This is a genomic window from Actinoplanes flavus (assembly GCF_017592555.1).
Taxonomy (GTDB): domain Bacteria; phylum Actinomycetota; class Actinomycetes; order Mycobacteriales; family Micromonosporaceae; genus Actinoplanes; species Actinoplanes flavus.
This window is the reverse complement of sequence record NZ_JAGFNS010000007.1, coordinates 322,226-333,227: the sequence shown is the minus strand read 5'-3', so window position 1 is coordinate 333,227 and position 11,002 is coordinate 322,226. Positions and strand designations below refer to the sequence as shown.

10 protein-coding genes and 1 pseudogene are annotated in these 11,002 nt (G+C 73.2%); 4 read left to right on the top strand and 7 right to left on the bottom strand.

The features are described 5' to 3' along the window. Positions 1-490: pseudogene (locus J5X75_RS13470) on the bottom strand (hypothetical protein); the annotation flags it as partial. A 22-nt stretch (positions 491-512) separates the two neighbouring features. Beyond that, positions 513-965, bottom strand: a complete 453-nt coding sequence (locus tag J5X75_RS13465) for an SRPBCC family protein (protein ID WP_188121717.1) — start codon at positions 963-965, stop codon at positions 513-515. Between the two features lie 92 nt (positions 966-1,057). Here J5X75_RS13465 and J5X75_RS13460 point away from each other — a divergent pair, with 92 nt between their 5' ends. Next, entirely contained in the window at positions 1,058-2,746 is a 1,689-nt protein-coding gene (locus tag J5X75_RS13460; protein WP_372450873.1) for a sensor histidine kinase, read from the top strand. A 7-nt stretch (positions 2,747-2,753) separates the two neighbouring features. Beyond that, the gene (locus J5X75_RS13455) at positions 2,754-3,422 is read left to right on the top strand and encodes a response regulator transcription factor (protein WP_014688640.1); all 669 of its coding nucleotides are present in this window, start codon (positions 2,754-2,756) and stop codon (positions 3,420-3,422) included. 115 nt (positions 3,423-3,537) lie between these two features. Here J5X75_RS13455 and J5X75_RS13450 read toward each other — a convergent pair whose 3' ends face one another. After that, complete coding sequence (locus J5X75_RS13450) at positions 3,538-4,041, bottom strand: MarR family winged helix-turn-helix transcriptional regulator (RefSeq protein WP_208467676.1); 504 nt, start codon at positions 4,039-4,041, stop codon at positions 3,538-3,540. Between the two features lie 69 nt (positions 4,042-4,110). On the opposite strand from J5X75_RS13450, the gene J5X75_RS13445 reads away from it, so the two are divergent. Next, positions 4,111-5,442 carry an MFS transporter gene (locus tag J5X75_RS13445; RefSeq protein WP_208467675.1) on the top strand — a complete coding sequence of 444 codons (1,332 nt, stop codon included), beginning with the start codon at positions 4,111-4,113 and terminating at the stop codon, positions 5,440-5,442. Here the strand turns inward: J5X75_RS13445 and J5X75_RS13440 are convergent. Both J5X75_RS13440 and J5X75_RS13435 read right to left on the bottom strand, forming a co-directional pair. Then, entirely contained in the window at positions 5,433-5,771 is a 339-nt protein-coding gene (locus J5X75_RS13440) for a TlpA family protein disulfide reductase (RefSeq protein WP_208467674.1), read from the bottom strand. The two genes, J5X75_RS13445 and J5X75_RS13440, sit on opposite strands and share 10 nt — an antisense overlap. A gap of 138 nt (positions 5,772-5,909) precedes the next feature. After that, on the bottom strand, positions 5,910-7,859 hold the full coding sequence (locus tag J5X75_RS13435; protein ID WP_208467673.1) for an ABC transporter ATP-binding protein: 1,950 nt from the start codon (positions 7,857-7,859) through the stop codon (positions 5,910-5,912). A gap of 174 nt (positions 7,860-8,033) precedes the next feature. On the opposite strand from J5X75_RS13435, the gene J5X75_RS13430 reads away from it, so the two are divergent. Continuing rightward, entirely contained in the window at positions 8,034-8,567 is a 534-nt protein-coding gene (locus J5X75_RS13430) for a DUF4240 domain-containing protein (protein WP_208467672.1), read from the top strand. Here J5X75_RS13430 and J5X75_RS13425 read toward each other — a convergent pair whose 3' ends face one another. Continuing rightward, positions 8,568-9,692 carry a glycosyltransferase family 4 protein gene (locus J5X75_RS13425; RefSeq protein ID WP_274383521.1) on the bottom strand — a complete coding sequence of 375 codons (1,125 nt, stop codon included), beginning with the start codon at positions 9,690-9,692 and terminating at the stop codon, positions 8,568-8,570. It abuts the gene before it with no gap. After that, the gene (locus tag J5X75_RS13420; protein ID WP_208467706.1) at positions 9,692-10,948 is read right to left on the bottom strand and encodes a M48 family metallopeptidase; all 1,257 of its coding nucleotides are present in this window, start codon (positions 10,946-10,948) and stop codon (positions 9,692-9,694) included. The genes J5X75_RS13425 and J5X75_RS13420 overlap by 1 nt, the downstream gene beginning before the upstream one ends. Positions 10,949-11,002 lie beyond the last annotated feature (54 nt).

The following is an 11,002-nucleotide window of genomic DNA, read 5'->3' as shown; positions in this document are numbered from 1 at the left end:
CGGCCTGCGCGGCCGCCTCCCGGGCGTCGGCCGCGCTGGCCGCACCCCACGGGTCGGCGGCCGTGTCCGGTGCGGGCGGCTCCTCCTCGCCCTGCGCCCGGGTCGCCGCGGACCAGGCCCGGTCCGGGTCGGGCGCCGGCTTGGCGCGTGGGGCCGGTGGGCGGGGCGGCTCGGCGGCCAGCGAGGAGAACGCGCGCATCAGGCCGGCCACGCCGCTGGCGATGTCGCCCGCGCTGGCGGCGATCCGCGCGGCGGTCTCCGGGTTCGGGTCGCGCACCGCCGCGATCGCCCGGCAGACCGGGCAGACGCAGCACTCGGCGCTGCCGGTGGCCAGGTCGTCGCGGGACAGCACGCCGATCAGGCCCGCGACGGAGTCACCCAGGAGGCCGAAACCGTCCCCGGACGGGTGGCCGCCCGCCGACGACGCCGAGGCCCGGGCGAGGATCGCCGCGACCAGCCGTTCGGCCTCCTCCCGCGCTGACCCGGGCATCCCTGCTCCCCTCGGCCCGCGCTCAGGTCGCGGGCAGGCTCTCGACACGGCGCTTGAGCTCCTTCAGCGCCGTATCCATGATCATTTTCTCCGCCTTCCGGCGGAACATCCCGAGCATCCCGATCGCGAGATCCACCGCAAGGGTGTACGTCACGGTGGTGCTGCCGTCCGCGTTCTCCACCAGGTCGTACGACCCGTCCTGGGAACGCTGCGTCTTCGACGGCTCGACCAGGTGCCACTCGATCCGGGAGAGGTCGTCGGCGTACGCGTACTCCAGCGTGTACTCGTCGACCAGCACGGTGGCGTCGATCTGGAAACGCACCTGCGCCGCGTAGCCGTCCTCGTACTCCTCGAGAACCTCCACCTTCTTGATCGACTCGGCCCATTCCGGATACCGGGGGAAGTCGCAGATCACCGCGGCCACCCGGGCGAGCGGCGCATGGACCTGAATCGACTGTGTCGAGGTGTCCGCCATGCAGGGAGGCTACCCGTTGCGCGGCCCCCGGCGCGCCACCGGGGCGTCGTGCTGACGAGCCGATCCCGGACCGGGCCGATACCATCCGTCACGTGCCAGCCCTCGTCAGTGGTCCCGCGCGCATCCGCCCGGCCGAAGCCGCCGCCCGCGTCGTCATGCTCCTGCTGGTCGCCGCGCTGACCTTGACCGCCACGGGCGATCCGGCCCAGCTCGGGTGGATCGGCCTGCTGGCGATCGCCGCGGTGCCCAGCTTCGTGGCCCGGGGGCATGCCGTCCTGGCCCCGCTGGGCCGCCTCGCCGAGGTGGTGGTGACCTGTCTGGCGGCCGGCTGGATCGCGGCCGCCGCGCACGCCGCCGACCGGGTCGACGCCGGGTTCGGCGCCGAGGCCGTGCTGCCGTACCTGGCGGTCCCGCTGCTCACCGCGGCCCTGCGCCGCCGCCCGGCCGAGGGGATCACGCTGCTCGGGGTGGCCGCGGCCACCATGGTGGTGGGCGGCGTGCTGGCCGAGCCGGGCGACCCGCTGCGCCAGCCGGGCTACCTGGCCGCCTGCGGGCAGTGGCTGGTGCTCGGCGCGATCATCACGTTCGCCGCCGAGACGATGCGCCAGCTGCTCCAGCCGCCCGAGCCGACGCCGCAGCCGTACGCCGAGGCGACCCGCCTGCTCACCCAGCTGCGCAGCGTGGCCCGGTCCCTGCCGGGCGCCACGCTGGACCCGGGCGGCATCTCCGAGCATCTGCTGGAGGAGCTGCGCGCGGTGGCGCCCGGCCACCGGGCGGCGGTGCTGTCGGCGAGCGGGGGCGGCCGGCTCGTGGTGCTGGCGCAGACCGGCGCCGAGCGGGTGGACTGGGAGACCACCCTCGACGCGGACTCGGCCATCGCCGACGCGTGGGCCACCCAGCAGCCGCAGCCGGCCAGCCGCTCGCAGGCGCGCAGCCACCCGGGCGGTGACGTGTCGTCGCTGGTGGTGCCGCTGGTCGCCGGGGTCCGGACGATCGGGCTGGTCATTCTGGAGACGGACGCCTCCGGGGCGTACCCGTCGCCGGTGATCCAGGCGGTGACCGAGGTGACCGGCCCGGCCTCGCTGCGGCTGGAGGCCGCCCTGCTCTTCGACGACGTGCGCTCGCTGGCCACCAACGAGGAACGGCAGCGGCTGGCCCGGGAGATCCACGACGGGGTGGCGCAGGAGCTGGTGATGGTCGGCTACGGCATCGACAACGCCCAGGCCACCCTGCCGGAGGGCGCCGAGGAGACGGCCGAGGAGCTGCGGGTGCTGCGGGCCGAGGTGACCCGGGTGATCACCGAGCTGCGGCTGAGCCTGTTCGAGCTGCGCTCGGAGGTCGACCGCAACGGCGGGCTGGCCGCCGCCATCGCGGAGTACGCGCGGACCCTCGGCACCAGCGCGGGCCTGCGGGTGCACTTCACCTTCGACGAGTCGACGGCCCGGCTGCCGGCCGCCACCGAGGCGGAATTGCTGCGCATCGCCCAGGAGGCGATCACCAACGCCCGCAAGCACGCGGGGGCCGCGAACCTCTGGGTCACGTGCACGGTCGACCCGCCCTACGCGGAGATCGAAGTGTCCGATGACGGCAAGGGGTTCGCGGACACCCGCCCGGACGGCCGTTACGGACTTACCATCATGGCCGAGCGCGCGGAACGTATCCGAGGCCGTCTCAAGATCACGCCGCGACACCCCAGCGGGACAACCGTCGCCGTAGTGCTCGGAACCCCGCCTCGGCGCGATAGCGTGCGAGATAGCGTTTCAGCTCCAGAAGGGGAGTAACCCGAGCATGTCGACCAGTCCGGCGCCGACGACGCGCACCAAGGTCCTCCTTGTCGACGATCACGACCTGATTCGTAAGGGGCTGCGACACGCATTCGAGCGCGACCGCCAGTTCGAGGTCGTCGGCGAGGCCGCCACGGCGGCGGAGGCGGTGCGCCAGGCCGGCGCACTTCAGCCCGATGTCGTGATCATGGACCTCCGCCTGCCCGACGGCAGTGGCCTGGAGGCCACCCGAGCCCTGCGCAAGAACAACGCGAACATGGGCATCGTCGTCCTGACCATGTATGCGGGCGATGACCAGCTCTTCGGCGCTCTCGAGGCCGGGGCCAGCGCGTTCGTGCCCAAGACCGCTCCGGCGGACGAGGTGGTGGCCGCCGCCCGGCACGCCGCGTCGGCGCCCAGCGCGTTCACCGCGGCCGATCTGGCCGAGGCCATGAAGCGGCGGCTCGCGCCGTCCGGCCCGCAGCTGTCCCCACGTGAGGGTCAGGTGCTGCGGCTGCTCGCCGACGGCATGAGCGTGGCGGGGATCGCCAAGCAGCTGTTCGTGTCGGAGTCGACCGCGAAGACCCACATCTCGAAGCTCTACGAGAAGCTGGGCGCGGCGAACCGGGCGCAGGCGCTCATGACCGCGCTGCGCCTGGGCCTCCTCGAGGCGCCCGACGCCCCGAAGTTCTAGACGTTTCGGACGGATTCGGCGTTTCTGCCATCGAGGCGCCGAATCAACAGGTAAGCCTCGCGCCCAGCCTGGGCAGGGCAGCGCGCGGCAGCTCAGGGGAGCAGGGGGCGCCCTGTCATTCCTCCAGGGAAAGCAGGACTTTCCGCAGCAGGCCGTTGAGCTGGACCAGCTCCTCGTGGCGAAGCGCCGCGAGGGCCCGTTGATCCCGGGCGATGCCCTCGAAGATGTATTTGTTCCACATGTCCCGGCCCTTGGCCGTGGGCCGGACCAGCACCCGCCGCCGGTCGGCGCCGTCCATCTGCCGCGTGATCAGGCCGGCCTCCTCCAGCCGGTCCAAGCGGCTGGTCATGGCGGCCCTCGTCACGTTCGCCGCCTCGGCCAGCTGCGCCGGCGTAGCCTCGGTCGGCCACGGCTGCACCATCAGCACGTGCAGGGTCTTGTAATCCTGCAACGTGAAGTCGTCGCCGGAGGCGGCGAACGCCGCGGCGTCCGCCCGCTCGATCCACTTCTTGATGTACATCATCCGGACCAGCACGCCCTCGACCTCGGGCACGAACGCGGGCTCGTCCTTCCAGAAGGCCGCCCACCTGGCCACATGCCGGTCCACGCTGTCTTCCATGTGAGAAGTCTGCCACGAATCTGATTATTAGATTGCTAATAGTTAGACGCTGAACTACCGTCTCGCGGCATGACCCGTGACTTCCGGCTGCTCGCCGTCGGCCAGGGCCTCTCCTGGCTGGGCAACGCGTTCCAGACCGTCGCTCTCGCCGTCGCGATCGTCACCACCGGCGGCGGCGCCCGCGACCTCGGCCTGGTCATGGCCGCCAACGTGCTCACCCTGCTGACCGGCACCCTGTTCGGCGGCGTCTGGGCCGACCGGCTCCAGCCGCAACGTGTCATGGTCGGCTCCGACCTGATCCGGTTCGGCGCCACCGCCGCGATCGCCGCCATGTTCGCCACCGGCGGCTACCACCTGGCCATGCTCTGCGCCCTCACCGTCGTGTCAGCCGGCGCCGGCAGCTTCTTCAGCCCGGCGATGAGCGCGCTCAAACCCCTGCTCGTGCCGGCCGAGGACCGGCAGAAGGCCAACGCCACGCTCAGCCTGCTGCAATCGGCGTGCGGCGTGGCCGGTCCGGTCACCGCCGGCATCACCGTCGCCGCCTTCGGCGCGCCGGCCGGTTTCACCATCAACGCGGTCAGCTTCCTCGCCTCGATGGTCGCGGCCGCCCTCATCCGGGTACGGGCTCCGCGCGGCCCCCGCTCCTCGGTCCGCCGGGAACTGTCCGCCGGATGGCAGGAGATCCGCAGCCGGGACTGGCTGCTCACCAACCTGATCGGCGCGAGCGTCTACCACATCGGCAACGGCGTCATCCTCGTCCTGGTGCAGGTGATCGCGGTGCAGCGGCTCGGCGGGGCGCACGCGATCGGCTGGATCGCCGCGGCCGAGGGCCTGGGCGGGGTGATCGGCTCCGCGATCGGCATGCGGTTGCGGCCCCGGCGCCTGCTCTTCGCCGGGCTACTGGCCCTGCCGCTGATGTCGGTCTGGGCCTTCGCCTACGTGTGGCCCGGCACGCTCGCCGCCGTCATGATCGGCGCCGTGATCGGGTACGCCGGACTGCTCTTCTACGACGTCGCCTGGGACACCTCGCTCCAGGAGAACGTGCCGCACCGGGCGCTCGGCCGGGTCAGCTCCTGGGACTACCTGACCTCGTTCCTGGCCATGCCGGTGGGCAACGCCCTGGCCGGACCGCTGGCCGGCCGGTTCGGCATCGATCGGGTGCTGACGGTGTGCGCCGTCGTCCTGTTCACGGCGAGCGTCTCGATGCTGCTGGCCCCGGGCTGCCGCCGGCTCCTCCGCACCGGCGTCCCCGCCCCGAACGACGATCACGCTGCGAAAACCGTGGCCCCCCACCGGCTCGGGCGCTCCCGCTCCTCCCGTCTGAGCGACCCCGCTCGAGCAGGCCGCCCCACTCGGAACAGGCCCACTCCGCTCAGGTCGGAACGCCTCACTCAGGACTGAGCGGGAAGCAGCTCGGCGAGCGCCGCGATCAGATGCGGCTTCGTCGGGACACCGGTGGCCCGCCGAACCTCACGCCCCTCGGCATCCAGGATCAACAACGTCGGGGTACGCCGGATGCCCAGCTCCCGAACCTCATCGAGATGGCTCTCGGCGTCCACCTCGACGTGGCGCACCGCCGGCAGAAGGGCGGCGACCTCGGCACTCACCCGGCGCACGGCCCGGCATGGCGCACAGAACGCGGTGGAGAACTGGAGCAGCGTGGCGGACGCCGGCCCCACCCCGAGGCGCCGCAGCAGGGCGGGGTCGATCCGCACACCGGAGTCGCTCATGATCCCATCCTCCCGCGCCGGCCCCGGACCCCCGAAAGGCGGCGGCGGGTGAGGGAAAAGGGCGAAGCCGCGGACCACCCGGTGCGGTGGGTGGCGAGGGGGTGACGCCGCCGCGGACGGGCTGGGGGGCGGCCCGGGTCAGGCGGATTGATAGGCGCTCGCCTGCAACGTGAACAGCTGCGCATACAGCCCCTCCGCCGCGATCAGCTCCTCGTGGTCGCCCTCCTCGACGACCGTCCCGTGGTCGAGCACGTAGATCCGGTCCGCCTCCCGGACGCTCGCCATCCGGTGGGTGATCAGCACCACGGTCCGCCCCTCGGCCAGGTCCCGCAGCCGCCGGTAGACCTCGTGCTCGGCCCGGGCGTCCAGGTTGGCGGTCGGTTCGTCGCAGATCAGCAGCGGCGCGTCCCGGTGGAAGGCCCGGCTCACGGCGAGCCGCTGCCACTGCCCGCCGGACAGGTCGGCGCCGTCGGTGAAGTGCCGGGACAGCAGGGTCTCGTACTCCCGGGGAAGTTCCATCACGAACTCGTGCGCGTCTCCGGCCCGCGCCGACGCCTGTACGTGGTCGAGGGTCGCCGGCCGGTCGTGCCGCCCGATCGCGATGTTGAGCCGCGCCGACAGCGGCCACCGGATCGGTTCCTGCATCACCACGGCGACCCGGTCGCGTACCGAGTCCGGGTCGAGCCGGGCCACGTCGACACCGTCCCAGGTGACCGTGCCGTGCTGCGGCCGGTGCAGCCCGGCCAGGACGGCGGCCAGCGTCGTCTTGCCCGAGCCGTTCTCCCCGACCAGCGCGATGACCTGTCCCCGCCGGATCGCCATGCTGACCTCCTTGACGGCGGGCCGGTCGGCGTCCGGATAGCTGAACGTCACCCGGTCCAGCCGGATCTCCTGGAAGTCCTCGGGCGCGCTGCGGCCCGGCTCGGGTTCGGCGTGTGCCAGTGACATCTCGCAGAAGCCCTGGAAGTCGGCGAAGTAGAGGCCCTGCTCGTACACCCGGTTGGCGGTGAAGGCCAGTTCACGCAGCTTGTCGATGCCGATGTTGATGGCGTAGGCGGCGGCTCCGCCGGCGGCCAGTTCCATCCGGCCGGTCCAGAGCAGCCAGCAGAGCATCGCGTACGCCGCCCCGGTCGCCAGTCCGCTCAGCGCCTGCCCCACCAGGTTGGTCCGGACCACCCGGCCGATCATCCGGATCTCCTCCAGTGTGGAGACCCGCAGCAGCCGGCCCACCTCGGTGAGCAGGAACCGCCGGATCGTGAAGGCCCGCAGTTCGGCGGCCGGTTCCCGCGCCGCGAGCAGGTAGGCGAGCATCCGCTGCCGCCGCCAGACCGCGATCAGCCGCAGCTTGCTGCGGTAGCCGAGCCGGGCCGCCCGGACCGCCGCCCAGGCGGTCGGCACCACCGCCAGCACCAGCATCGGCAGCAGCGCCGGGTGCAGCACGGCCAGCACGCCCGCGGCCGCGACCAGCCCGACGAGGTGGGTGAGCACTTCGATGCCGTGGTCGACGACCTGCTGGGCCGCGAAGATTCCCCGGTCCCGGGCCCGTTCCATGGCGTCGCGCCATTCCGGGTCGTCGAAGGTGACCAGGTCGACGCGGGTGGTCAGATCGAGCAGCCGCATCTCGGCGGCCTCGTACACCATCGGGGAGAGCCGTCCGTGCGCCGCCGTCGCGGCCGAGGTGAGCAGGCCACGCACGGCCAAAGCCAGGATCAAGAGCACCAGCGAGGGTACGGCGGCCCGCACCCGTTCCGGCGTCGGTCCCGCCTGGAGCAGCCCGTCCAGCACCCCGACCACGCTGATCAGCCCGAAGGCGGCGGCCAGCCCGGCGGCCAGTTGCAGGGTCAGCACCGCGACGGTGGTCCGGCGGCTGGCCCGCCACCCGAGCAGCCACGCCTCCCGCAGCAGTCTCGGCAGCCGCCGCGTCATCTGCGGGAACGTGGTGTTGGCGGCCTCCTCGGTGCTGGTCAGCCAGTAGGGCAGCTCCAGCTCCCCGTCGTCCGGGGTGGTGAACACCGTCTCCGTGGAGTGCTCGTCCGGGGTGGTCTCGCCGGCGGGGGCGGATTCCGGTGCAGCGGCGCCGTCCGGCATCGATGGCCTCCGTCGAGGTTGGACTCCCCCTCGTTCCTACGCCGTACGCCCGGGAGGCGTCCACCGGCTTCTCCGGGATTCGGCATTCACTCACGCCGTCCCGGTCCGCTTTGCCCGGCCGGCTGTCAGGGCTGTCCCGGACGGCCCGTTGCGTGTGTTGATACCTTCCCGGCCATGAGCATCGACAGCTCGGGGGCGGTCCGGCCGTCGCCCGCCGACGAGGCCCGGTTCTGGGCTCTCCTCGAAGCCGCCTGGGCGGAACTGGGCGACGAACCGGCCGCCGTCCGGCAGCGGCTGGTCCAGCGCGCGCCGAGCACGTACCCGGAATGGCTCTATGACCTTGATCTTTGGATGGATCCGTTCCTGGAGCGCCTGCGCGGGCTGAGCGACGGCCTGGGCAGCGGCGAGCTGACCGAGCTGGATCGTGTTCTCGAGCGCAAGCTCTACGACCTCGACCGGCGCGACGTCTACGACGCGACCCCCGCCACCGACGAGGGCTTCCTGCACGCCCGCGGCTACATCGTGGCCGCCGGGCGGGAGTTCTACCAGGCGGTCCAGGCGGAACCGCGGCTGGCCGTCGAGGACGCCTGGTGCGAGGGGATGGGGTATTTCTTCGCGCACCTGCACCGGGAACGGTTCGGCAGCGACCCGGAGACGGGCTCCGGGATCAGCCGCGAGTCCTACAGCAACGAGGCGGGCTGGCGGTAGTCAGGATCCCGCGAGCAGGCCGGTGAGGCGGGCGGCCTGCGTCTCCCAGCGCCACTCGCTCTCCACCCAGGCCCGGCCGGCCTCACCCATCGCCTTCGCCCGCACCGGGTCACCGAGCAGCTCGGCGACCCGGGCCGCGATGGCCGGGACGTCGGCGCCGCCGACCACGTAGCCGGTCTCGCCCTCGCGGACCGCGTCGGGGGCGCCGCCCGAGTCGCCGCCGACGACCGGCAGGCCGGTGGCGGAGGCCTCCAGGTAGACGATGCCGAGGCCCTCCACGTCGAGACCGGCGGCACGGGTCCGGCAGGGCATGGCGTAGACGTCGCCGGCCGCGTAGTGGTCGGGCAGCTCGGCCCAGGGCACCGAGCCGGTGAACACCACGTCGGCCTCGACGTCGTTCTCCCGGGCCAGCCGCTCCAGCGTCTTGCGGTAGGGGCCGCCGCTGACCAGCAGCAGCGCGGCGCCCGGCACCCGGCGGCGGATCTCCGGGAGGGCGCGGATCAGCATGTCCTGGCCCTTGCGCGGGACCAGCCGGGAGACGCAGACCACCACCGGGCGGCCGGTCAGCCCGTGCCGCCTGCGGACGGCCTCGCCGTCCACACCGGGATGGAACTTCTCCACGTCCACGCCGGGGGCGAGGCGCCGCAGCTCGGTGCGGCCGTGCAGGGCCCGGTCGAGGCGGGTGCGCTGGTACTCCCCCAGGTAGGTGATCACGTCGTTGCCCCGGGCGATGCGGCGCAGCAGGCCGCGGGCGCCGGGCAGGGCCGCCCAGCCGATCTCGTGCCCGTGGGTGATGCCGACCGCCCGCTCGACGCCCGCGGCGCGGCGCAGGCCGTGTGCCAGCAGGCCGAGCGGCGCGGCCGCCCCGAACAGGACCCGGTCGCAGCCGTGCGCGCGGGCCAGCTCGGCCGCCCGGCGGGCCACCGACGGGGTGGGCAACAGGATGCCGGTGTCCTCGCGGACCACCTCGAACGGCTGCTCGGCGTCGAACGCCGCGGCCCCGCGCCAGGTGGACGAGTAGACCACGATCGACCCGGCCGGCTGCCGGACCGCCAGGTTGTGCACGAACTGCTGAATCCCGCCGGGCCGGGGCGGGAAGTCGTTGGTGACCAGGAGCGTGCGCATCAGCGGGCGCCCTGGGCCCAGGCGCGGGCGGCGGCCATGCGCTGCACGGTGGACGGGTGCGAGGCGAACATGGCGTGCTCCCAGGACGGTGGGTCGGGGTCGGCGAGGTTGACGGTGCCGAGGCGGCGCTGCATCGCCTCGAAGGTAGCCGGGTCGCCGGTCAGCTCGAGCGCGTGGCTGTCGGCGCGGGCCTCGACCCGGCGGGAGACGAACGACTGGGCCGGGCCGGCGACCAGGCCGGCGACCGTGGTGACGGCCAGGAGCAGGCCGATCGCGCGGGGCTCGGCGATCGACTCCACCCCGGCCAGGCGCAGCAGCCCGGTCCACGAGCCGAGCAGGTAGAGGACGATCACCGCGACGGCGGACCCGAGCGCGCCCATGATCGTGCCGGTGAGCACGTCGTCGTCCTTGGCGTGGCCCAGCTCGTGCGCGGTCACCGAGACCACCTCGCCGGGCGTGGCCTCGGCCAGCATGGTGTCGTAGACGACGATCCGGCGGGTCGGGCCGAGCCCGGAGACGTAGGCGTTCACCGCGCGGGTGCGGCGGGAGGCGTCCGCCACCAGGACGTCCTTCACCGGGACGCCGTCGCGCTCGGCGAGGGCGAGCAGCTCGGTGCGCAACGGGCCGTCCGCCATCGGGGTGAACCGGTTGAAGATCGGCTCGACCACCACCGGGAGCACGAAGGAGAGCAGCACCACGAGCCCGGCCGCTCCGGCCGCCCCGAAGGCCCACCACCAGCGCGGCGCGAAGTGGGTGACGGTGAAGAAGGCGGCCAGCACCGCCCCGCCGAGGACCGCGCCCACCCCGAACGACTTGAGCAGGTCGACCGACCAGCCGCCCCAGGTCTGGGTGGAGATGCCGTAGCGCACCACAATGGTGTGCCGCCAGATCGCCAGCGGCAGGGTGACCAGCTCGGCGACGAACACCACGGCCAGCCCGCCGAGGACGGCCCGGGCCAGCCAGTGGTCGCCGAACGGGCGGCCGGCCAGCTCGACCAGCCGGGCGCCGAGCGGGGTGAGGCCGAGCACGAGGGCGATCAGCAGGCCGAGGAGCATCCCCGCGTACGACAGCGGGCGCAGCTCGGCGTGGAAGGCGCGGGAGCGGGCCACCTGGTCGGCCGGGAACTCGCCGAGGGCGGCGAGCTGGTCGGCGCGCGGGGCCGGAGCACGATGCCAGGGCACGGCCACGGCGGCGAACCCGATCAGGGCCACCAGCAGCACGATCAGGGCGCCGCCCGCCCAGAGCCGGGGTGTCATCACACCGCTCACCTGCTTCTCTCCACCCTGACGAACGCGCCGTGTGATCGCCCA

Bases quoted from the DNA above. Each gene is read 5' to 3' on its own strand.
- J5X75_RS13440 (WP_208467674.1), bottom strand. From the start codon at position 5,771: ATGAGCGACTCCGGTGTGCGGATCGACCCCGCCCTGCTGCGGCGCCTC.
- J5X75_RS13465 (WP_188121717.1), bottom strand. From the start codon at position 965: ATGGCGGACACCTCGACACAGTCGATTCAGGTCCATGCGCCGCTCGCC.
- J5X75_RS13435 (WP_208467673.1), bottom strand. From the start codon at position 7,859: ATGCCGGACGGCGCCGCTGCACCGGAATCCGCCCCCGCCGGCGAGACC.
- J5X75_RS13430 (WP_208467672.1), top strand. From the start codon at position 8,034: ATGAGCATCGACAGCTCGGGGGCGGTCCGGCCGTCGCCCGCCGACGAG.
- J5X75_RS13420 (WP_208467706.1), bottom strand. From the start codon at position 10,948: ATGACACCCCGGCTCTGGGCGGGCGGCGCCCTGATCGTGCTGCTGGTG.
- J5X75_RS13450 (WP_208467676.1), bottom strand. From the start codon at position 4,041: ATGGAAGACAGCGTGGACCGGCATGTGGCCAGGTGGGCGGCCTTCTGG.
- J5X75_RS13455 (WP_014688640.1), top strand. From the start codon at position 2,754: ATGTCGACCAGTCCGGCGCCGACGACGCGCACCAAGGTCCTCCTTGTC.
- J5X75_RS13445 (WP_208467675.1), top strand. From the start codon at position 4,111: ATGACCCGTGACTTCCGGCTGCTCGCCGTCGGCCAGGGCCTCTCCTGG.
- J5X75_RS13425 (WP_274383521.1), bottom strand. From the start codon at position 9,692: ATGCGCACGCTCCTGGTCACCAACGACTTCCCGCCCCGGCCCGGCGGG.